Origin of the sequence: Bartonella sp. W8167 (assembly GCF_016100335.1) — a bacterium.
Classification (GTDB): Bacteria; Pseudomonadota; Alphaproteobacteria; order Rhizobiales; family Rhizobiaceae; genus Bartonella; species Bartonella apis.
Window position 1 is genome coordinate 948,136 of the sequence record NZ_JACFSQ010000001.1, and the last position, 21,731, is coordinate 969,866.

Here is a 21,731-nt window from a genome sequence, read left to right on the forward strand (position 1 = left end):
AGGCTAACGACGAAAGCAGTTATCCTACCAGAATGATGTCGATTTATCTATCAGTCGAGGCGTAGCGTAACAAAACGCAATTCACCATCTTCTCCGGCAACCATCAACAAAGCGTTTTTACGGCCATTGGCTCGCAAATGATCCAGTTGCTTCGAAACGTCTTCAGGTGTTTTGACAAGTTGCTGGTTGATATCGACAATAACTTCACCCGCACGGATACGCTTTTCATCGGCCGCACTATTGGGCGTAACAGAAGTAACAACAACACCGTCAATTCCTGCTTTGATATGGAAATGCTTTCGCAATTCGTCAGACATGGTAGACAATGTCATGCCCATGGCATGGATGGAATTGTCCTGTTCGGTTTTCTGGTCCTCTTCTCCCTCGTGCTCGCCCTCGTCGGTTTCCGCGTTTGCAACTTCCTTTTCTTTCAGACGTCCGAGTTTGACTTTCACCGTTTTTTCTTCACCATTGCGCAGAATGGTGACGTCGACAATTTTACCAACGGGACTTTCAGCAACGATTCTCGGCAATTCACGCGCGTCTTTAATGGCATGAGTACCAAAGCGTGTGATAACGTCCCCGTCTTTTAACTGCGAATTATCGACCGTTTTGTCGTCAATCTTTCCGGCAACAAGCGCACCTTCCGGTTTTGGTAATTTCAAGCTATCAGCAACTTCCTGCGTCACCGGCTGGATCCTAATTGCGAGAGAACCACGGCGGGTCTCGCCAAATTCCTTCAACTGGTCAAGAACGCCTGTTGCCATATCGGAGGGGATAGCAAAACCGATACCAATCGAACCACCGGATGGCGATATAATTGCCGTATTAATGCCGATAACCTTACCATTCATATCGAATAACGGACCGCCTGAATTGCCGCGATTGATCGCGGCATCGGTCTGAATGAAATCATCATAAGGACCAGCGCTGATATCGCGATTTCGTGCCGAGATAATGCCTACAGTTACCGTTCCGCCGAGGCCGAATGGATTGCCTATTGCCATAACCCAATCACCGATGCGCGCACTTTCTGAATCACCGAATGAAACGGCCGTGAGCTTTTTTGCCTTCGAGTCGACTTGTAAAAGAGCGAGATCAGTTTTGGCATCCTTACCCAATAATTTTGCTTTCAGCTTGGAACCGTCGGTGAAATTGACTTCGATATCATCGGCATCGACGATAACGTGATTATTGGTAACGATAAGGCCCTTTTCAGCATCAATAACAAAACCGGAACCGAGGGATTGAACCTTTCTTGACTGGTTCAATTCACCTTTATCATTTTTCGGAGAAAAAAAATCGTTGAAATATTCCTGAAACGGTGCGCCCTCTTCCACTTTGGGAAGCGCGGTCTTATCACCTTGCTCTGTTCCCTTCACAGTCTGTGAAGTTGAAATATTAACAACTGCATCAAGCAGACCGGAAGCCAAATTTGCAACCGACTCGGGAGCTTTATGTTCAAGCGCCACTTCTGCGAAGCTTTCGGAATGGAAAAAACCGAATGCCGAGCAAAGAAAGACAGCAAACATCATGCGCCTGAACAACATATTATCATCCCATCCGAGAGCAACCAAAAATAACCAAGTTATCAAACGGTTTAGAACATTTCATTGCAAAGGGAAACGGCAGAATTCGAAGCTGGCCAAACTTTACCCCTTTTCACAATGTCGAAGTTTTACCCTATCATTTACGAATGCGAAAGCCACACAATGATCAAACCGATAACCATTGCGCAAAAACCGCTCGCCCGTAAAACATGTTCAGGCGTCACATGTATTTGTGACGCCATCTTTTTTACCAATGCCGGAAAGCCTGCATAAACAAGTCCCTCAATAAAAAGGACAAGACCAATCGCGGTAAAAAACAGGCTCATCAATTATTCGCCGGTGAAACTGCTTTACCGGTAGCTAGCGGATTGTGGAAATAATAGAAGAAATCCTCATTAGGCGAGATGACCATCGGCGTCGATTTCAACTTCTTATAATTTTCCATTGCCAACCAGAAATCATAAAATGACGGATTGGTTTTTCTGGCTTCCAGCAAGAGCCGAATGCTTTCAGCCTGTCCTTCACCGCGGGTAATCTCGGCATCACGCTTGGCCGCTGCAACGATTTCTTCGTATTCGCGATTGGCTTCGGCAACAATGCGATCCCGTTCCTGCTGGCCACGAGCGCGAATATTCTCTGCTGCTGCCTCACGTTCGGCTGCCATCTGACGATAGACGTCTTCCGACACAGCATCTGTCAAATCGGTTTTCCGGATTCTGACATCAACAATGGTAATGCCAAGTGAACCGGCGTCAGCCGAAAACTGCTGCTGAACCTCTTCCATCATGGCTCCGCGTTCATCCGACAGGGCAGCTTTGAATTCGCGCTTTCCATAAACGGCCCGCAAAGCATCAATGAAGCGTGGCGCAAGGTTTTCTTCTGCGGCAACTTGTGGACGACCCGAGCTGATGCGCTGCAAAAACAATTTCGGATCGGTTATCCGATAGATGAAAAATGCATCGACCTCATAATAGGCCCCACCGCGAACTTGCACTGATTGCGTGGGAACGTCATAGCGCAACAGACGATTATCGATAATCACAGTCTGATCGATAAAAGGTGTTTTGAAATAGAGCCCCGGTTCCTGTTCGACTCTGACAATTTGCCCGAAACGTTTAACTGCAATCTGCTGACGAGGATAAACGATAAATACCGACATCCAGATCGCTAGCAGCACAACAATAATGACACCAAGGACAATGAAAAAACGGTTCTGCTGCATTATTGCTGCCCTCCTGTGGTATCAGCGCCAGATTGGGTTGGCTTTGCCGCCGTGGAAGTTGTTGAAGACCGATTTTGAACCGACATCAACTCGCTCAAAGGCAAATAGGAAACGGGTCCACCGTTCTTCTGGTCAAGCACCAATTTATCCGGTGCATTGAGAATGTTCCCTATTGTTTCCATATAGAGACGGTACCGGCTGGCCTCGGGAGCTACAGCTGCCTCGTGCGAGATCGCTTCAAAACGTTCTGCACGCCCCTTTGCCTCTTCAATCATCTGGGCTTTTTCGCCCTTGGCGACTTCGCGTGCTTTCGAGGCCTCACCATTGGCCTGCCCCAATTTCTTGAACCGTACGCGATTACCCTCTTCGATCATACGTCCACGTTCCTGTTCAGCCTGCTGGACTGAATTGAAGGCTGCAGCAACTTTCGTCGGCGGAGCGGCCTCACTTATAGAAACACGATTGATTTGTACACCAACTTGATATTTATCGGCTGTCGACTGGATAATCTTTTTCACGTTATCGGCGACTTCCTCTTTCTTGTCACGCAGAACATCATCAACCGGGCGGCGTCCGATAACTTCGCGCATGGCACTTTCTGCAACCTGGCGCACAGTGCCTTCCTGTTCATTGACATTGAAGAGATATTTGCTCGGATCGGAAATGCGATAATATACAGAAAAATTGACATAGACGATATTCTGGTCGCTTGATAACATCAAACCATCGCTCTGTTGTGTCTGCCCGGGCTTACCTCCAATGGCAATCGATTTTTCCGTGAGTGGTACTTTCAAATAATTTTCAATCGGCCAAAAATGAAAATGAAGGCCATCATTGATAATACCGGGCTTCGGTACGCCGAACCTCAGTTCAACGGCTTGTTCATTTTGCTGGACGATATAGAAACACTGGAACAGCCAGAATATGATTGCGACGATAATCACAACAAGTACGATAGCGCCACCGCCGAACTGCTTGAGCGTATCCTGACCTTTACGCAAGATATCGTCTATATCCGGACCGTTACCACCATTATTACTGCCGCCATTGCCGCCCGAACCGAGCGGTTTTTTGCCCCACGGATTTTTATTATTCCCGTTGTCGTTTCCGCCACTACTCCAGGGGCTTCCACCATTATTTCCGCCGCCTCCCCATGGGCCGCCGCCATTCTGATTGCTCCAGGGCATAATCACCTCTTGCTCTACGCAACACTTGCGCAATATTTTTAATTTCTCTTTTATAGGGATGTCGCCAGCGCGTTTCAACGCAATGATCGACCTTTTGTCTTTTTTTTAAAGCTTATTGGCGTTCATAAACGACAAATCTTGTAGGAAATGTGTCTTTTAGCCCTTCCGGCACCATTTCGCTGGATAATGCCCGCCAGTTTTCCGGATTGAAAGGCGGAAAAAATGTATCACCCTCCACCGACGACAATATTTCCGTAACATACATACGATCGGCGAAAGGCAATGCTTCTTTGAAAATTGCCCCACCGCCAATAACAAATATCTCATCCGTTTCGGCTTTCACTGCTTCTTCTTCGGCCAATTTTCGAGATTCGGAAAAAGAGTGGGCAACAATCGCGCCCTCGCGCGAAAAAGACTTGTCACGGGTGATGATAATATTTGCCCGTTCCGGCAGCGGTTTTTTTAAAGAATCCCATGTTTTTCGCCCCATAATAACCGGATGACCGACGGTAATCGATTTGAATCTCTTCAAATCGGTCGACAATCTCCATGGCATCGTACCATCACGACCGATAACACCATTTTCGGCAACAGCAACAATGAGACTGATCGTTGTCATTATACAGCCACCGGTGCTTTTATGTGCGGGGCTGCTACATAGTTTTCGAGTGTAAAATCCTCATATTCGAATTTGAACAGATCCTTGACATCCGGATTGAGTTTCATCGTCGGCAACGATAATGGTTTACGTGTTAGTTGCAACTTTGCCTGTTCAAAATGGTTGGAATAAAGATGGGCATCGCCAAAAGTGTGGACAAAATCTCCGGCCTTCAGTCCTGTGACTTGTGCAATCATCATGGTGAGCAAGGCATATGAGGCAATATTGAAAGGCACTCCCAGGAATATATCTGCTGACCGTTGATAAAGCTGGCACGACAATTTTCCATCGGCAACATAAAACTGGAACATGCAATGACATGGCGGCAAGGCCATTTCATCAACCAATGCGGGGTTCCACGCTGAAACAATAAGTCGACGGGAATAAGGTGTTTTGGCGATCATGTCGACAACCTTGGCAATCTGGTCGATATGACGCCCGTCAGGAGCCGGCCAAGACCGCCACTGATACCCGTAAACAGGCCCAAGATCACCATTTTTATCAGCCCACTCGTTCCAGATAGAAACGCCGTGATCGTTCAACCATTTGATATTGGTGTCACCACGCAAAAACCATAACAGCTCATAGATGATCGAGCGAACATGAAGCTTCTTCGTGGTCAAAAGCGGAAAGCCTTTGGATAGATCAAACCTCATCTGGTAGCCAAATATCGAACGCGTTCCCGTTCCGGTACGATCGGACCGGTCAACGCCATGTTCCAGAACATAAGATAAAAGATCGAGATAATTTTTCATGGCTTTTCATTAACAGATTCTTTGCGATCAAGGAAATAGCCGTCGCCTCCCCGAACTTGCCTCTTTCAACAATAAATCACGTCAGAGAAGTGTATTTTTCCGTTTTGGAACGGCTGAATTCCGTTGCCACTGTATGGTGAATATTGTTAACGATTAATCTGTCTCACGACTTCAAAACATTTTCAAGTGTTGAATCATGTAGGTTCCATAACACCTTCATTCGAAACGCTTTTTCAGAACTTTCATCCGGAAGCTAACGACTTTAAAAAAATCCGCTGATAAAACAGACTTTCGTAGAATTCCGGCTTTAGAGCTTCCACTGCCGATATAACCACGTTCGACAGGGATCGGGCGGCAATGTTCGGGCACGTCATTATTTTCGATTCCGGTAGCTAGAAAGAAACTGTCGGAATCGAAATTTTGAAAGGTTTTTGGGTCTCTAATTAATTCCAAGAAAAGGTGTGACAAACTTGACCGGTCTCATAAAATAAACGGGCCTACCAACCTAATCTTTTCGCTCTAGCAGAGATAACTTTCAACCAGACGCACCCAAAAGGTACTTGCCCGCAACAACAGGTCGTCATTAAAATTATAATGGTCGCTGTGAAGGTTTGCAGTATTTCCATTACCGATAAAGAGATAACAGCCCTGCTTTTTCTGCAGCATATAAGAAAAATCTTCACTGAACGTGAAAGGTTGCGAGCGGTCTTCTATGGCAGCTTTACCGAATGCCTCCTCGGCCACACTGCGGGCAAAAGCAGTCAGTTCTTTATTGTTTTGGCAGGCAGGGTTGAGGTGGAAATAATCTATTTCACATTTTGCCCCGAAGACATTTGCCTGATATTCCGCAATTTCCCTTACGCGTTTTTCAAGAAGATTGCGCGTTGTTTCGTCATAGCTTCTGATAGTGAGTTTCAATTCTGCCGTTGCAGGAATGATATTGTAAGCTTCACCCGCATGGAAACTTGCAACGGTCACAACAGCTGGCTTCAACGCTGTAACATTACGCGAAACAATTGTTTGCAATGAACTGACAATTGCAGCACCGACAACAATCGGGTCGATTGCTGTTTCAGGCTGGGCACCATGGCCGCTTTTTCCTTTGACGACAATCCGTGCGCGATCCGAAGCCGCAGTTGCAGCCCCCGGAATGAAGCAGAAATTTCCGGCCGGTACACCCGGAACATTGTGATATCCGAAGATAGCATCACATGGAAATTTTTCAAAAATTCCCTCTTCAACCATACGCCGGGCTCCGCCTAAGCCCTCTTCAGCCGGTTGAAAAATAAGATTGACTGTACCGGAAAATTGTTTCGTGCGTGCCAGATAACGGGCGGCCGTCAACAGGCTTGACGTGTGCCCGTCATGACCGCAGGCATGCATCTTTCCGGAGTTTTTACTGGCATAGGACAAGCCGGTTTGTTCATTAACCGGCAAAGCATCCATATCGGCACGTAACCCCAATGTTTTTGTGCCATTTCCCGCTTTTAAAGTTGCCACAATGCCGGTTCCGGCAAGGTGCGAAACATCAAATCCCCATTCCTGCAACAATTTGCTGACGATGGCAGATGTTGCCTTTTCTTCAAATCCGGTTTCAGGATTGGAGTGAATTTGATGCCTCAGTTTCATCATCTCGGGTAAATAAGCGTTGATGGCACCAGCAACTTCACGACTATCTTCTATCATTTTCAATTACAGCCGGTGTGCCTTTCTTGCGAGGCACACCAGATTTTTCTCCTATTTCAATTTCGATATTTTACCAGAATATAAAAGTGCAATGATACTCACAAAAGCAGCGAACATGATATAATAGGCAATAGCACGATTGTCTCCCGTCATGCCTATAAGAGCGGTGGATATTGCTGCAGAAAAACCACCAAATATTGTGACCGCGATATTATAAGAAAGTGCAATTCCCGAAGACCTGAAAGCCGTCGGGAAGAGTTCCGACAAGGCCGCTGAAGCGGGAGCCGTATAAAGCACCATCAGAACTGCATAAAAAAATTGTTGGCCGATAAGCACCCATAGGTTCGGATAGGCAGATAATATCCAGAATGACGGGTAAGCAAAAATCAGAATGGCGATGGCCGCTCCAATCATAATCGGACGCCGTCCTATCTTATCCGACCATGCTCCAACCAGTGGACAGAACAATAAAACAACGCCCACCACGATCATACCAAGATAAGGAGACGTTAAAGCCATATGCAAATTGTTGATGGCATAAGTTGCCATAAAGGAGCTTGCAGTCTTGCTCGTCACCGTCCAGATCATAACAATGCCGATACCTATCAATAACGGCTTCCAGCTATTCTTGAGCAAAATGGTAAAAGGTACATGTTCTTTGATGCTTTTGCCCTGCTCGGCCAAAAATTCCGGTGATTCGTCAATTTGTCGACGAACATAAAATCCCACAGGAGCAACCAGCATGCCAAAGGCAAATGCCACGCGCCAGCCCCAAAGTGCAACATCTTCGCGCGGCAGAAACGCCGTAATTACCCAGCCTATGATACCAGCCACAAGAAATGCACCCGTCTGACTGACCTGTTGCCATGCAGCATATTGGCCCCGTTTGTTTGCCGGTGCTGTTTCAACGAGGATCGATAATGCCGAACCGATTTCCCCTCCCGCCGAGATGCCCTGTATCAATCTGGCAATGACAATAATGATCGGCGCGAATATGCCGATCTCAGCATAGGTCGGGCATATTGCAATAATTCCCATGCCGATAGCCATCAGAATCATCGTCAGCGAAAGTGCCGATTTCCGTCCAATTCTGTCAGAATAGATACCGAGAACTATAGCGCCGAGCGGACGCGTCAAAAAGCCAATGGCAAAAGTGATAAAGGTGAGTAGCATCGATACCGTTGCATTGCCGGTCGGAAAAAACTGGTCGGAAATGACATAGGCAAAAAGTGCATAGGCACCGAAATCATACCATTCGAGCATGCCACCCATAACGGCAGCAATAATGACTTTCCTCGAAACGGTTTTAGTCTCTTTTCCTGTCGAATGTTCGTCCTGAACTTGGGCGTTTTGCATGGATTCTCCTTGAAACTGGATACTTGAGGTAGAGTAACGAAAAGACAAACAATCCTCGATTGTTATTTTATGATAAGAACCATAACAAAAAGGTATGGACTTTTAATTTTTGCGAAGCTAATCGGGTAAGTATTTCATAAAAAGGGATAGTCAATATTGGATATCAAACAGATCCGCTACTTTCAGGCGATTGCCCAATATGGCAGCATCTCCGAGGCAGCAAGACACCTCTTTATCGTTCAACCGGCGCTGAGCCGCCAGATCAAAGAACTGGAAAGACATCTGGGAGCGAGGCTTTTCATCAGACGTCAAAAAGGCATCGAACTCACCAAAGCCGGTGAACAACTTTTGCAAGATAGTTCAACTATTTTACAAGCACTCAATCTTGCGATTACGAATGTCAAAAGAGCAAGCGGCATCAAGGAAACGCTTCATATCGGCATTGCTCCTACCTATACATGGAATCCTATCGTCGTTGGAATTATCAGAGATTTTTGCAAGTGCTATCCCGACATAAATCTTTCTCTGGAACCAACGCTTGCTATTGGTCAATCCGAAAGATTGACCAACGGAACACTTGATGCCGGTTTCATGGCCTGGCGCCTCAAGGCAGATACGACAAAAGAAGGTATTTTTCTTGACAAATGCCGGCTTTTGATTGCCTGCAATTTTGAAAATAATATTTTTAAAAACAAAAAAGACCTGCACTCGCTCGAACAGCAAAAATGTTTATTTTTTCCGCGAGAAATGTCACCGGAATTCTATGACTTTCTATTTGCGGAATGTCGTAAGGCCAATTTCCGGCCTCGCCTTGTTACATGTGCAACCGATTTCAATGCCTGTCTGGGAATGGTTTTAAGCGGACTTGGCTATACGTTCATTTCCAGTATTTCGCGCTATAATTGCCCAGTCGGAATTCGGCTTGATGAACATCCATCACTTTCCGGGCAATACGATTTCGAGTTTGTCTATCGCAAAACCATTAGAAAAGAAGCGTTGCAACTTTTGGTCGATTTTGTAAAAAAACGGCAAAATTCCCTTAACCGCTCAGACATTCAAAACCATAATAAAGCGCTATAATCGTTGAATTTGATCCCGGCAGATCATCTAATAGCTGCTTTCAGAAAAATACTGTAGAGTATGTTCTTGAATTTCTACTCGTGACATATCTTTTTCATTACACCATGCTCTCTTTAAAAATATCGGCTTTTTGCACAATGAGGCGAGATATCACGGAACAGGCAGAAGTCACGCCTAACAGAACGCCGCCCCAATTCGTGTTCCCCCAATTCGTGTTCCCCCAATTCGTGTTCCTACGACGACAACGCGCTAAGGCGTCAGCATTGCTTTTTAAAACTACGCTCTAACGCGCGACAACGACTCTTTGATTGCGTTTATCGCCAATTACGGCCGGCTTAGGCTGCAAGTATTCTCGGGCGTTCCGATTTGTCGGTGCAAGAGGAATGTTCTGCTAGCTCATTTATCATCTCTTTTTGATGACAATGTTAGGAGAATTAGAAGAAGCAAAAAACTTTAGAAATAGCCATTTCATGAAAGAAAAAGTTGATGGTTTTGAAGGATATATCGGTGGATTTATGTTTTTAAATTGCCCTTTTTCACAACTTAGCGTTAAGACTATCAAGGTGGAACCATTCAAACAAAAAATAAAATAGGAGTACGACATGAAAATCCTTGCAGCTGGACTCGTTTTAGGAAGCCTTATGATGAGCTTTTCCGCACATGCTGAAAACTTGCGTATCGCAACCGAAGGAGCCTATCCGCCGTTCAGTTACGTTGACTCCAACAACAATCTTCATGGTTTCGATGTCGATATTGCCTATGCACTTTGCGACAAAATGAAAGTCGAGTGCACCGTTACAGCGCAAGACTGGGAAGGAATCATCCCCGGACTTCTGGCAAAAAAATATGACGCCATTATTGCTTCAATGGTTCCGACCGAAGAACGTAAACAAAAAGTCGATTTCACAAACCGCTATTATACGACAACACTTGCGGTTGCTGTCCCGAAGGATTCCGATATCAAGGACCTAAGACCGCAATCTCTCAACGGTAAAAATCTCGGTGCGCAGGCTGGTACAACACAGGCGATCTATGCTGAAGATAATTATGCTCCCGAGGGAACCAATCTGAAGCTTTATCCAACACCTGAGGAAGCCAATAGTGATTTAATCAATCACCGTCTTGACGCGATTATCCATGATAAATTCCCGCTTCTCACCTGGCTTGAAAAAGACGGCAAGGATTGCTGCAAACTTCTTGGCGAAGTTGAAGGTACAAGAGAGCCGATTTCCATTGCTATTCGAAAAAACTCGGATGATTTGAAAAATCGTCTGAATAAGGCAATTGATGATATTCGTGCCGACGGTACCTATGACAAAATTGCCAAAAAATATTTTCAATCCGATATTTATTAATTAACCGGTTGAATCGTTTTGAAATTTTTTCTATCGGCTATTGATAACGAATAACCGGAGCGTTCATTGATGATCGAATATTTGTCATTGCTGTCATTTGGCAGTGGTGGTTGGGGCATGGTCATGCTCATCGGAGCGGGAGTGACGTTGTCACTCGCGCTTTGTTGTCTACCTTTGGGACTTCCCCTCGGTCTCATCTGCTCGCTCATGATTCAGTCGGATGTGAAATTTTTCCGGATCATTGCAACAATATTTTCCGCAATATTCCGCGGATTACCCGAATTATTGACGTTGTTTCTTGTCTATTACGGATTGCAGACCCTCGTACAATCTTTGATGGCTCATCTGGATATTGAGGCAAACTTTTCTGTCAATGCTTTTTTTGCCGGTGTGTTGGCGCTAGGAATGGTTTTTGCCGCTTTCTCCTGCGAAGTCTGGCTTGGTGCTTTCAAGGTATTGGATAGTGGACAATATGAAGCTGCCAAAGCCTTAAGTCTTTCGCCGGCGACAACATTTTTCCGCGTGGTTTTACCGCAACTCGCACGCAATGCTCTGCCCGGCCTTTCCAATAATTGGCTGACACTTCTCAAAGATACGTCTCTGGTATCCACAATTGCGCTCGTTGATGTGATGCGCCAGACGAATCTTGCAGTTGCAGCAACAAAACAACCGATGTTTTTCTATTCGACTGCCTGCGTCATCTATCTTATCTTTTCGGCAGTGTCTTCTTCCATTATTCGTCATATGGAAAAACGTGCCAATGCCTGTTATGAAAAGGCATCCGCATGATGATACCCGATTTCCTGCATTTTATCATCAATCCGGATATTTTGAGCCGCTACGGCATGAAATTTATTGGCGGTTTTTTCGTCACTATAAAGCTCGTGGCACTTTCCTATACTGTCGGCTTTTTCTTGAGCATCATGATAACATTTGCGTGGCGCTCGAAACATTCGTGGCTAAGTTTACCGGCGCGTATTTACATCTATTTCTTCCGTGGTTCGCCACTTCTTGCACAGCTATTTCTATTTTATTACGGCATCGGCTCGTTCAGTGTTTTTTGGAAAAGCGTCGGTTTGTGGTGGTTTTTCCAAAGCTCGTGGTGGTGCTGCCTCTTCATTTTCTCGCTGAATACTTCTGCTTATCAGGCAGAAATTTTTCGCGGCAGCATGCAATCGGTACCCGCCGGTCAATATGAAGCGGCCAAAGCATTGGGGCTTAGCCGGAAAACCACTTTCATCCGCGTTATATTACCGCAATCCATGATCATGGCGTTACGTCCTTTGGGAAACGAGTTTATCCTTATGATCAAAGCCAGTGCTGTTGCATCTCTCGTAACGGTCTATGATCTGATGGGCGTTGCCAAACTAGCCTATTCACGGACGTTCGATTTTCAGGTCTATATCTGGGCGGCTGTACTTTATCTGATTATCGTTGAAATTGTTCGACGCTTAATCGGCATGACAGAACGTAGACTGACGCGTCATCTGCGTTAATATCAGCCAAATAAAAGAGGATTGCAGGATTACGTTCAAATGAAAAAGTTTGATGTTATCGTGCTCGGAGCCGGAATCGTCGGCGTGTGCACATGTTTACATCTACAATTGAGAGGTTATCACGTCTGCCTTGTCGATAAAAAAGCCCCCGGACAAGGGACAAGTTACGGCAATGCGGGACTGATCGAGAGATCAAGCGTCATTCCTTACCATTTTCCGCGTGAATTTTCGCGACTTGTTGCTTACGCGTTCAATCATCAAACCGATGTTCGGTTTGACTGGAGTTACCTGCCGCAAATAGCACCGTGGCTTTTCAAGTTCTGGCGTCAATCATCACCGAAGAATTTGGAAAAATCTACTTTGGCTTTGTTGCCACTCATAGAAAACAGCGTCAAAGAACATGATTTTTTAGCTGAATTAACAGGTGCTACTTCTTTTATCGAGCCGAAGGGCTGGCTTGAGATATTCCGCACCGATAAAGATTTTGATAAAGCGAAAAACCATCTTTTTACACTTCAGCGTTTTCACCTCAACTATGATGTTCTCGACCGGAACGCTTTAACCCGGCGTGTTCCGTCTATCAGTCCGCAGCTTGTCGGCGGTATTCATTGGCTTGACCCGAAAACTGTCAACGACCCTGGCGGGTTGACCGCCGCTTATGCGCGTTATTTCATCAAACAAGGTGGGAGTTTCGTGACACTCGATGCTTTGAAAACCGAATATAATAACGGACTTTGGCAAATAAACGATAACGACATATCAATCGGGGCGCCTGAAATTGTTGTTGCTCTTGGCCCCCAGTCTATCCAGTTTTTGAACAAGTTCGGCTATCGTCATATTCCTTTTGCCGTAAAACGTGGCTATCATATTCACTTCCGCCAAGTGGACGAGAAGACTGTTCTTCAACATTCGATATGTGACCCCGTCGCCGGATTTGTATTGGCGCCAATGCGTCAAGGAATTCGGCTCACGACAGGAATCGAATTTGCAAGTCCGAAAGCCCCGCCTTATTGGACCCAACTAAAGCAGGCTGAAAAAATTGCCAAAAACATTTTTCCGCTTAGTGAATATGTCGAGACCGAACCTTGGCTCGGTGAACGCCCGTGTCTTTCGGACATGCGCCCGATTATCGGAAAAGCTCCCGCACACAAAGGTCTTTGGCTCAATTTCGGCCATGCGCATCATGGATTGACGCTTGGAGCAGTTAGTGGAAAATTACTTGCCGAGATAATGGCGGGTGAACAACCATTGACATCTCCTGATGCTTTCAGTCTAACACGGTTTTGAGAACCAGAAACGGAGAACAACAGCAATGGCGGCAGTTCAGCACAAGAACAACGATAAAGCCAAATCTGATGAACATGTCATTGTCATTGAAGAATTGAACAAGTGGTATGGAGAATTTCAGGCCCTTCATAATATCTCCCTTGACGTTAAAGCGGGAGAACGCATTGTTTTATGTGGGCCATCCGGTTCCGGTAAATCGACCCTTATCCGCTGCATAAACCAGCTTGAAGTGCCTGAACAAGGAAGCATCCGAATTTATGGTGTCGATATCATGAGTGCAGCACCGCAAGAGCAGAAAAAGGTGCTGCGCGAAGTTGGCATGGTGTTTCAGCATTTTAATCTCTTTCCCCATATGACTGTCATGCAAAATTGCATTCTTGCTCCCATGACCGTTCAAGGACTGACAAAGGATGAGGCGAAAGAACGCGCGATAAAATATTTAAGTAAAGTCGGTATTGAAGCTCATAGTGAAAAATATCCGTCACAGTTGTCCGGTGGGCAGCAGCAACGCGTGGCTATTGCTCGTGCTCTTTGCATGGAACCCAAGGTCATGTTGTTTGATGAACCGACGTCGGCTCTTGATCCGGAAATGGTCGGAGAAGTTCTCGATGTTATTGTCAAGCTTGCCGAAACCGGCATGACCATGCTTTGCGTCACACATGAAATGGGATTTGCGCGCGAAGTTTCGGAACGTGTTCTTTTTCTCGAAAATGGAAAGATTCTTGAGGACACAACACCTGATAAATTCTTCTCAAACCCTGATAATCAAAGGGCTAAAGATTTTCTTGCAAAAATAAAGCACTAATGTTCGAATGTTAAACCGGGTCATAAATGGCGTTTTTCAACGAAATTACGCCCTAAGATGACTGAAACAGTTTCATCCGCCTGTTTCGACAAATTTTAACGTTCAGCACAAAGCATTTTAGTCTCTCAAGCAATTCCGGAATTGATTAAGTAGATAATTGTGAATTTTCGGCAGAAATATACGCCATAGACGCGTTTATTTTAAAAAAATGAACTCGATCAGGTGTTGTTTTCAATTTCGCCCTGCTTCGATGAAGCTCCAGTGCCTTGATAAGCTGCAAACTATTCAATGAAGCTTCAAATATTTCAACAAGGCTTGCGACGCAATTTCACCGGATGGTGCGGATGTTTTCATGGTCGTTTTAATCAATGAAAATCCATCAAGTTGCGCTTGACGAACCGGCCCCGCAACAACCAATTGTTCAATCTGACGGGCGAGCATACCGGGACGCAAAAACTCATTAAAATATTCCGGAACAACCGGTCGGTCGGCAATGATATTGGGCAATGCAGCGCTCCACACTTTTACCCGCGGCAATATGAAAGTTTTTGAAAAAAGATCAGCCTTATAACCAAGAACCATCGGAATATTGGCGAGTGCAAGTTCCAGAGAAACCGTACCGGACGCAGCGAGTGCAGCATCGGCTTTTGCAAAAGCAGCCCATTTTGCATCTTCACCAACGACAATATCAACTTTTACCGGCCATTCACTCATAAGTTTACGCACACTGTCGACAAGTCTTGGCAGAGTAGGCAAAACAAAATTGATCGCTGGCTGCCGTTTTTTCAAGATTTCCAAAGCCGTCCCGAAAATAGGCATCAAGCCACGAATTTCAAAATGTCTTGAGCCTGGTAAAACGACCACTGTCGGGTCTGACCTTTTCTCTTCCAAATGGCGCAATCGCATTTTTTCCATTGTCAGCAATGGCGGATAGGTCAACAATCTATGACCGACATAAGTTGCAGGGGGCCCTTGCAAATCATGCATAACCTTTTTTTCGAAAGGTAGCACGACGAGAACGTGGTCAATATAGGAACACATTGCCTTGGCTCGTTCGGGGCGCCATGCCCAGACCGAAGGAGCGATATATTTTATAATAGGAATTCGAGGTGCGAATTTCCGTACTTTTTTTGCAATACGATGGGTAAAATCCGGACTATCGATAATGATAAGACAATCGGGCTTTTCATCGGCAATATAACGCGCCAGACGATGTATATGCAGGATAAGTTTCGGCAGTTTTTTCAAAACTGCTCCGAGCCCCATCAGTGCGATGTCATCAACATTGAAGACACTTTTAAGCCCCAACGCTTCAAGATGTGCACCGCCAACTCCTATCAATTTGATATTGCGTCCGGTTTTTCGGGCCAGTGCCGATATCAAATCGGCTCCAAGCAAATCTCCCGATTCCTCGCCGGCAACGATAGCAATTTTGATAGGACCGTCAGACATAATCGTTCTTTCCGAAGGTCTCGATGAAAATCGAACATTTATCCGCTTGTTCAACCGTCTCTTTCAAAGAAACGATAAAAGTTCTTTCTGCTTCGACTGCAACACCATCCAAATGACATTGTTTGGCGTGAATAATTGTTTCAGGCCCGATGGTGGGCAAGTCTGCTCTTTCATCCTGCTGTTCTTTGGCTCGCTTGACCAACACGCCACCTTTTAGAGGAATGCGTTTTTCATTACGCATTTCGGTAATACGGCGTAACATGTTATCGGTACCTTCCGCACCTTCAACTGCCACAACGCGCCCTTTTACAGCAACCGCTCCCTGACCAATATCAAGTTTTCCCAAAATTGCTGCCGCTTCTGCTGCAAGCATGATATCCCGCCAATTTTTCTCATCAGCGCGTTTCTTTGTCAGATTGAATCCTTTGGGTGCCAATAACTGCGGAACGACTTCATGGGCACCCACAACGTGAAAACCATATTTTTCGACAACGCTAATGAAGGCTTTCAAAAGTGCGTCGTCTCCCTGCCCTAAAGCACGGAACAATTTAGGCAATGCCGATAAAGTCGTCCAATCAGGGCGCAAATCAGCGAGATTGGGCCGACTTTTGACACCACCAGCCAATATAACATTTGTGATATTCGCTTTTTTCAAAGCTTTTATCAGTTTTGCTAGCTGTACGACCGAGATTTCACAATGATCATAGGCGTAAAGCCTCGGATCGGCTTCGCCTTTCAGCGGAACAAGAAAAGGCTTTTCCGCTGTTTCTTCAATTGCTTTGGCAACTGCTAATGGTAAAATACCACTACCCGCAATAATTGCGGTACGACCGGAAAGGCTACGTTTTATGTCGCCCTTCCCCATATTCAAAATCCAATATCGTCGCTGCTATTTGTTTTATCCAGCTTTGGCGTGCAAAATGCCCGTTTGTGATCAGCTTCAACAAAATCGATAATATCGCATACCGCTTTTGAAGCACGATAGGCATTACGCACATCAATAGCCCTTTCGGCAATCGGCTTGGTTCTGTCAAAGAGCATTGGCACAGCATGACGCACAGCATGAATTTCACTGTGAGGCAATCCTGATCTTTTCATGCCGATAATATTCAAGCCACCAAGCCATGCATGTACGCCGATTGCAGACCCATAAGGAATAAGATCACCAACCAGAGCCGCCAAACCGCCAACAAAAGCGTGATGCCCGACACGAACAAATTGATGAACTGCACCGCCGCCGCCAATAATCACATAATCACCGATAACAACGTGGCCACCAATCATCACATTGTTGGAAAATGTAACATGATTTCCCAAAGCACAATCGTGAGCCACATGAGCGTACGCCAAAAATTCACAATCATCGCCAACAGTCGTCGTTCCACGACTTGTATCCGATCCACGATGCATAGTGACACCCTCACGGATAATGCAATTCTTCCCGATGACTAAAGTGGTACGCCCACCCTTGTGTTTATTATTTTGAGGATCGCCGCCCAAAACCGCATTCGGATAGACGAGAGCGTTTGCACCCAATGTCGTTGGACCCATTATGACGACATGACTCAACAAACGTGAGTCGTCGCCAATGACAGCGTCGGCGCTTACTGTGCAAAAGGGCCCGATTTTTACATTGGCACCAAGTTCTGCACCTTTTTCTACAATTGCAGTTGGATGAATTTCAACACCGGACATTCTGGAACCCTATTCTTCTTTATTATCGGCAACCGCAATCATGGCCGCGACTTCCGCTTCTGCCACACGGTTACCATCAACTTCTGCAAGGCAAGAAAACCTTCTAATTCCGCCATGTTGTTTCAATTTCTTGACATGAAGCTTTAACTGATCACCAGGTACAACCGGCTTACGGAATTTCGCCTTGTCAACGGTCATGAGATAAACGACACCCGGTTTTTCATCACCTTGTACGAGCAAAGAAATAGCTCCTGCGGTCTGAGCCATAGCTTCAATGATAAGCACCCCGGGCATAATCGGATTTTCCGGAAAGTGGCCAGTAAAATGTGGCTCATTCACTGTCACATTTTTAATACCGGTAGCCGATTGATCGCCATCAATATCAACAATACGATCGATAAGAAGGAACGGATAGCGGTGAGGCAATATTGACAAGAGCTTGCGTATATCAACTGCATCCAGACTGTTTTTCTCAACAGCAGCATTCATCTCGTCATTTCTCCTTATTGAACTTTGTCATATTTCTGAGTGCAGCAACTTCACGGAACCACTGCTTTATCGGTCTTGCAGGGCTACCCCCCCATTTTTCTCCGTCCGGAATATCATTCATCACGCCGCTAGCCGCAGCAATTTGAACATGAGCTCCGACTTTGACGTGATCTGCCAAACCGACGCTACCACCCAATTGCGTCATATCACCAATCGTTGAACTACCGGCAATTCCGCAATGTGCAGCGATAAGGCAATAGCGCCCGATTTGAACGTTATGAGCAATCTGGACAAGATTATCAATCTTGGTCCCCTCACCGATCACAGTATCTTTTAGCGCACCACGGTCAATAGTAGTGTTGGCGCCAATTTCCACATCATCCTGAATAATAACGCGACCAAGTTGCGGGATTTTTTCAATTCCGCTCGGGCCGCCGACATATCCAAATCCATCTTGCCCGACTCTGACACCGGGATAAAGATGAACACGATTACCAATGAAGCTGTATTGGATTGAAACCGACGGTGCAATGTAACATTCCCGCCCGACGCGGCAATTTTCACCAATCACGGCTGTCGAAGAAACAAGTGTACCGCTCCCCACTTCCGCACCACGCCCGATAACCGCACCGGCTTCAACGGTAACCCCCTCTTCCAGTTTTGCTTCCGGATGAACAAAGGCTTGAGGAGATATACCATATTCGCCAAACCATGGAGCAGGTTTTGCAGCTGTTGGAAACAAAATCCGGCCAATCATCGCAAAATCGCGATGGGGCGACGGCGTAACCAACGTAGCAATATTATCAGGAACCTTGGAAGCGACATCTTCCGAACAGAAAACTGCAAGAGCACGACTATCCCGAAGTGCTTTTGCAAATTTTCTACTTTCGACAAAAACCAGAGAACCCGGCTCTGCATTATCAAGCGAGGAAAGATGCTCTATAACCGAGCCACTCAATTCAGGATTGCGTAAAGCGGCACCTGTTAAAGCTGCCGCCTCGCCAACAGTCAACTGTCGGGACGGCGTAAAAAATAATGAATCCGCCATCAGAACACTTTCTCTCCCAACCCGTCAAGATCGGGAGAAAGGAAAAATTAGAACTTGGTTGAGACACCAAAGTTGAAGTTCTGTGTCCGATCACCACTCTCTTTTACGACAGGCCATGCATAGTCAAAACGCAACGGACCGAACGGAGATGCCCACATCAAGCTGACACCAGCTGATGCACGCCATGCACTGTCATCACCCGTAACCGCATTTTCAAAGTCATAAACCGGATCGTACTTGTTGCCGTAAAGTGTTGCAGTATCAGCAAAGAATGCTCCACGCATACCCAAACTATCCGGAACAACCGGCATCGGGAACTGGATTTCCGCCGTGGCATTCATGTAGGTTGTGCCACCAAGAAAGTACTTATCCCCATCCATAGAACGTTGACGTGGACCAATGCCGTTATATTTGAAACCGCGAATCATATCCGAATTGCTCTTGAACATATCGAAGATACGGACACCGTCATCACCGATCTCGTGGATATAACCACCACCGACAGACAGCAACCCGACAAGATCGTATGTCTCGGAAATCGTCTTGTACATCATGGCCTTGCCAGTTGTCTTCAAGAAGTTGGCATCACCACCGACACCGGCATATTCCTGAATGCCACGAATAAAGAGACCATCATGCGGATTTTTCATGTCGTCGATCGTGTTATAGGTCAAACCGTAACTGACCGAAGACCGGATCCACGGACTATTTTCGGAAGCCTGAATAATGGCACCCGAATAATCTCTCATCTCTTCATATTCTTTAGTCGTACCGTTCTCTCTCGCACGATCTTCATAGCGATGCTTGTGATCAAGATTATATTCTTCCTGAACGTAATTATACGCAATGCTACCGGTCAACTGTTCAGTAATCGGAACGCCAAAACGAACTGTACCACCCGTTTGTTTGACATCATAATCGTCATTCATACGATATGTGCGACGGAAGATATCAAAACCGGCCGATAAGCGATAGCCGAGGAAATAAGGCTCGGTAAACGACAAGTTATAATTACGTGCGTCATCTTCGCCGGCACCGGCACCAATACGAACATATTGCCCACGTCCCAGAAAGTTACGCTCTGTAATAGAAGCTTCAACAGAAGCACCCGGCGAATCGCCACCGGTTGTATAACCACCACCGATAGAGAACTCACCGGTCGATTTTTCGGTTACATCAACAACAAGGATAACCTGATCAGGTTCTGAGCCCGGAGCCGTCGATACATTGACTGTCTGGAAGAAACCAAGTCCTTCAAGACGACGCTTGGCGCGCTGAACCATTGTCTGGTTGTAAGCATCGCCTTCGTTCAAATCAAGTTCACGACGAATGACATAATCACGTGTCTTATCGTTACCGCGAATCTCGATACGCTCGACATAAGCGCGAGGCCCCTGATCGATATTGTAGACGATGGAAATCGTGTGATTGTTGAAATCACGATCACCACGCGGCTCGACCTTGGCAAAAGCATAACCTGAATCAGCAACTTTATCATTAATTGCCAATACCGAGTCTTCAATACGTTTTGCCGAATAGACATCACCCTCATGGGTTTTCAGCACTTTCTGCATTGATTGGGTATCAACACCTTCGATCGTGCTATCAACCTGAACGTCGCCTAACTTGTAGCGGGCGCCTTCATCAACAACGAACTTGATTTTGTATGAATTGCTTGCTTCATCAAAGGTTGCGTCGGCCGAAACAATCTGGAAATCGGCATAGCCGTGATTGAAATAAAAACGACGGAGTGCTTCCTGATCTGCCTGAAGACGATCGTCACTGTAAACATCACCGCGTGTCAACCATGAAAGGAAGTTCGACCGTTTTGTAGCAATCACATCACGCAGACGACGGTTACCAAAGGCTTTATTTCCTTCGAAGGTAATGTCATCAATTTTGGTCTTTTTACCTTCCGTGATTTTGAAGATAACATTGACACGTCCCTGTCCGAGGTCGACTGTCTGCGCGGAAACTGCAGCGTCATTGCGACCTACATAACGATAGGCATCACGAATAGCCTGCTCATCCGATGCAAGCTTGGCAGGATCGAAAGCTTCACGGGGCTTGAGCGAGATGACGCGCTGCAAATCCGGATCTTTGACCTTTTTATTGCCTTGGAAGAGCACCTGATTGACGACTTCGTATTCCTTGACGGTAACAACAAGCGTACTTCCGATTTGTTTCATCTTGACGTCGGAAAACAGACCCATTGCAAAAAGCCGCTTCAACCCTTCGTCAATATCGGTATTGGAAAAGTTTTTACCAACCTTGATGCCCGTATTATCACGAATCGTCTGTGCGTCAACGCGCTGGTTACCATGAACCTCGATGGAGTGAACGACAGCCGCCTGTGCAACTCCCATCCCCAGAACCGAGACAGTTACAGTCGCCGGAACGGCCATTGCTACTGTAAGTGCCAGTGCAGATGCTGCGCTAAGAAATTTCGAATTCGCCGTCATTGGCTTCTTTACCCTTGTTTATTTGTTTCCGGACACATTGTATCCAAAAATGCTTATATACCCCTAATAGCGGGTTTTTTGATACAAGCAAGGCCTTCCGTTAAATTCTGCCTACTTCTTTACCCACCGTGGCATGTATGCCACGGCA

Annotated in this window: 20 protein-coding genes; 6 read left to right on the forward strand and 14 right to left on the reverse strand. The window is 45.9% G+C overall.

The window, feature by feature from the left end; genetic code table 11:
- Window positions 1–50 precede the first annotated feature (50 nt).
- The 8 genes from H3V12_RS03835 to H3V12_RS03870 form a co-directional block, all read right to left on the reverse strand.
- Complete coding sequence (locus tag H3V12_RS03835; protein WP_246787478.1) at window positions 51–1,535, reverse strand: Do family serine endopeptidase; 1,485 nt, start codon at window positions 1,533–1,535, stop codon at window positions 51–53.
- A 155-nt stretch (window positions 1,536–1,690) separates the two neighbouring features.
- A complete protein-coding gene (locus H3V12_RS03840; protein ID WP_075870810.1) occupies window positions 1,691–1,876 on the reverse strand; it encodes a DUF2065 domain-containing protein in 186 nt (61 codons plus the stop codon).
- Window positions 1,876–2,772: a protease modulator HflC gene (locus H3V12_RS03845; RefSeq protein WP_075914353.1), complete on the reverse strand. Its 897-nt coding sequence runs from the start codon at window positions 2,770–2,772 to the stop codon at window positions 1,876–1,878. Before H3V12_RS03845 ends, H3V12_RS03840 begins: the two co-directional genes overlap by 1 nt.
- On the reverse strand, window positions 2,772–3,959 hold the full coding sequence (gene hflK, locus H3V12_RS03850; protein WP_198212903.1) for an FtsH protease activity modulator HflK: 1,188 nt from the start codon (window positions 3,957–3,959) through the stop codon (window positions 2,772–2,774). Before hflK ends, H3V12_RS03845 begins: the two co-directional genes overlap by 1 nt.
- A 112-nt stretch (window positions 3,960–4,071) precedes the next feature.
- The gene (locus H3V12_RS03855; protein ID WP_198213782.1) at window positions 4,072–4,581 is read right to left on the reverse strand and encodes a dihydrofolate reductase; all 510 of its coding nucleotides are present in this window, start codon (window positions 4,579–4,581) and stop codon (window positions 4,072–4,074) included.
- Complete coding sequence (locus H3V12_RS03860) at window positions 4,578–5,372, reverse strand: thymidylate synthase (RefSeq protein WP_198212905.1); 795 nt, start codon at window positions 5,370–5,372, stop codon at window positions 4,578–4,580. The genes H3V12_RS03855 and H3V12_RS03860 overlap by 4 nt, the downstream gene beginning before the upstream one ends.
- Window positions 5,373–5,891: 519 nt before the next feature.
- Window positions 5,892–7,058 carry a M20 aminoacylase family protein gene (locus H3V12_RS03865; RefSeq protein WP_198212907.1) on the reverse strand — a complete coding sequence of 389 codons (1,167 nt, stop codon included), beginning with the start codon at window positions 7,056–7,058 and terminating at the stop codon, window positions 5,892–5,894.
- Window positions 7,059–7,109: 51 nt separating this feature from the next.
- The gene (locus tag H3V12_RS03870; RefSeq protein ID WP_198212909.1) at window positions 7,110–8,414 is read right to left on the reverse strand and encodes an MFS transporter; all 1,305 of its coding nucleotides are present in this window, start codon (window positions 8,412–8,414) and stop codon (window positions 7,110–7,112) included.
- 156 nt (window positions 8,415–8,570) lie between these two features.
- On the opposite strand from H3V12_RS03870, the gene H3V12_RS03875 reads away from it, so the two are divergent.
- From H3V12_RS03875 to H3V12_RS03900, 6 genes are all read left to right on the forward strand, one after another.
- Entirely contained in the window at window positions 8,571–9,494 is a 924-nt protein-coding gene (locus H3V12_RS03875; protein WP_198212911.1) for a LysR family transcriptional regulator, read from the forward strand.
- Between the two features lie 602 nt (window positions 9,495–10,096).
- Entirely contained in the window at window positions 10,097–10,849 is a 753-nt protein-coding gene (locus H3V12_RS03880; protein ID WP_198212913.1) for a transporter substrate-binding domain-containing protein, read from the forward strand.
- A 69-nt stretch (window positions 10,850–10,918) separates the two neighbouring features.
- Window positions 10,919–11,638, forward strand: coding sequence for an ABC transporter permease subunit (locus H3V12_RS03885; RefSeq protein ID WP_198212915.1), 720 nt, complete (start codon window positions 10,919–10,921; stop codon window positions 11,636–11,638).
- The gene (locus H3V12_RS03890; protein ID WP_198213784.1) at window positions 11,638–12,345 is read left to right on the forward strand and encodes an ABC transporter permease; all 708 of its coding nucleotides are present in this window, start codon (window positions 11,638–11,640) and stop codon (window positions 12,343–12,345) included. The genes H3V12_RS03885 and H3V12_RS03890 overlap by 1 nt, the downstream gene beginning before the upstream one ends.
- Before the next feature lie 39 nt (window positions 12,346–12,384).
- A complete protein-coding gene (locus H3V12_RS03895) occupies window positions 12,385–13,632 on the forward strand; it encodes an FAD-binding oxidoreductase (RefSeq protein ID WP_198212917.1) in 1,248 nt (415 codons plus the stop codon).
- A 25-nt stretch (window positions 13,633–13,657) separates the two neighbouring features.
- Window positions 13,658–14,437, forward strand: a complete 780-nt coding sequence (locus tag H3V12_RS03900) for an amino acid ABC transporter ATP-binding protein (protein ID WP_198212919.1) — start codon at window positions 13,658–13,660, stop codon at window positions 14,435–14,437.
- Between the two features lie 285 nt (window positions 14,438–14,722).
- Here the strand turns inward: H3V12_RS03900 and lpxB are convergent, their stop codons facing one another.
- From lpxB to bamA, 6 genes are read right to left on the reverse strand one after another with little or no spacing between them, the layout of a single operon-like run.
- Complete coding sequence (lpxB, locus tag H3V12_RS03905; RefSeq protein ID WP_198212921.1) at window positions 14,723–15,889, reverse strand: lipid-A-disaccharide synthase; 1,167 nt, start codon at window positions 15,887–15,889, stop codon at window positions 14,723–14,725.
- Window positions 15,882–16,754 (reverse strand): UDP-2,3-diacylglucosamine diphosphatase LpxI, encoded by an 873-nt coding sequence (lpxI, locus tag H3V12_RS03910; protein WP_198212922.1) that lies wholly within the window; start codon window positions 16,752–16,754, stop codon window positions 15,882–15,884. Before lpxI ends, lpxB begins: the two co-directional genes overlap by 8 nt.
- A 2-nt stretch (window positions 16,755–16,756) precedes the next feature.
- Window positions 16,757–17,584, reverse strand: a complete 828-nt coding sequence (gene lpxA / locus H3V12_RS03915; protein WP_075870825.1) for an acyl-ACP--UDP-N-acetylglucosamine O-acyltransferase — start codon at window positions 17,582–17,584, stop codon at window positions 16,757–16,759.
- 9 nt (window positions 17,585–17,593) lie between these two features.
- Window positions 17,594–18,073: a 3-hydroxyacyl-ACP dehydratase FabZ gene (gene fabZ, locus H3V12_RS03920; RefSeq protein ID WP_198212924.1), complete on the reverse strand. Its 480-nt coding sequence runs from the start codon at window positions 18,071–18,073 to the stop codon at window positions 17,594–17,596.
- Window positions 18,074–18,077: 4 nt separating this feature from the next.
- Complete coding sequence (gene lpxD, locus H3V12_RS03925) at window positions 18,078–19,121, reverse strand: UDP-3-O-(3-hydroxymyristoyl)glucosamine N-acyltransferase (RefSeq protein ID WP_198212926.1); 1,044 nt, start codon at window positions 19,119–19,121, stop codon at window positions 18,078–18,080.
- Window positions 19,122–19,168: 47 nt separating this feature from the next.
- Window positions 19,169–21,583, reverse strand: a complete 2,415-nt coding sequence (gene bamA / locus H3V12_RS03930; RefSeq protein WP_198212928.1) for an outer membrane protein assembly factor BamA — start codon at window positions 21,581–21,583, stop codon at window positions 19,169–19,171.
- Window positions 21,584–21,731 lie beyond the last annotated feature (148 nt).

What these genes read in the sequence shown, in the direction of transcription:
- H3V12_RS03835 (WP_246787478.1), bottom strand. Translation starts at nt 1,535, where the DNA reads ATGATGTTTGCTGTCTTTCTTTGCTCGGCATTCGGTTTTTTCCATTCC.
- H3V12_RS03840 (WP_075870810.1), bottom strand. Translation starts at nt 1,876, where the DNA reads ATGAGCCTGTTTTTTACCGCGATTGGTCTTGTCCTTTTTATTGAGGGA.
- H3V12_RS03845 (WP_075914353.1), bottom strand. Translation starts at nt 2,772, where the DNA reads ATGCAGCAGAACCGTTTTTTCATTGTCCTTGGTGTCATTATTGTTGTG.
- hflK (WP_198212903.1), bottom strand. Translation starts at nt 3,959, where the DNA reads ATGCCCTGGAGCAATCAGAATGGCGGCGGCCCATGGGGAGGCGGCGGA.
- H3V12_RS03860 (WP_198212905.1), bottom strand. Translation starts at nt 5,372, where the DNA reads ATGAAAAATTATCTCGATCTTTTATCTTATGTTCTGGAACATGGCGTT.
- H3V12_RS03865 (WP_198212907.1), bottom strand. Translation starts at nt 7,058, where the DNA reads ATGATAGAAGATAGTCGTGAAGTTGCTGGTGCCATCAACGCTTATTTA.
- H3V12_RS03870 (WP_198212909.1), bottom strand. Translation starts at nt 8,414, where the DNA reads ATGCAAAACGCCCAAGTTCAGGACGAACATTCGACAGGAAAAGAGACT.
- H3V12_RS03880 (WP_198212913.1), top strand. Translation starts at nt 10,097, where the DNA reads ATGAAAATCCTTGCAGCTGGACTCGTTTTAGGAAGCCTTATGATGAGC.
- H3V12_RS03885 (WP_198212915.1), top strand. Translation starts at nt 10,919, where the DNA reads ATGATCGAATATTTGTCATTGCTGTCATTTGGCAGTGGTGGTTGGGGC.
- H3V12_RS03890 (WP_198213784.1), top strand. Translation starts at nt 11,638, where the DNA reads ATGATACCCGATTTCCTGCATTTTATCATCAATCCGGATATTTTGAGC.
- H3V12_RS03895 (WP_198212917.1), top strand. Translation starts at nt 12,385, where the DNA reads ATGAAAAAGTTTGATGTTATCGTGCTCGGAGCCGGAATCGTCGGCGTG.
- H3V12_RS03900 (WP_198212919.1), top strand. Translation starts at nt 13,658, where the DNA reads ATGGCGGCAGTTCAGCACAAGAACAACGATAAAGCCAAATCTGATGAA.
- lpxB (WP_198212921.1), bottom strand. Translation starts at nt 15,889, where the DNA reads ATGTCTGACGGTCCTATCAAAATTGCTATCGTTGCCGGCGAGGAATCG.
- lpxI (WP_198212922.1), bottom strand. Translation starts at nt 16,754, where the DNA reads ATGGGGAAGGGCGACATAAAACGTAGCCTTTCCGGTCGTACCGCAATT.
- lpxA (WP_075870825.1), bottom strand. Translation starts at nt 17,584, where the DNA reads ATGTCCGGTGTTGAAATTCATCCAACTGCAATTGTAGAAAAAGGTGCA.
- fabZ (WP_198212924.1), bottom strand. Translation starts at nt 18,073, where the DNA reads ATGAATGCTGCTGTTGAGAAAAACAGTCTGGATGCAGTTGATATACGC.
- lpxD (WP_198212926.1), bottom strand. Translation starts at nt 19,121, where the DNA reads ATGGCGGATTCATTATTTTTTACGCCGTCCCGACAGTTGACTGTTGGC.
- bamA (WP_198212928.1), bottom strand. Translation starts at nt 21,583, where the DNA reads ATGACGGCGAATTCGAAATTTCTTAGCGCAGCATCTGCACTGGCACTT.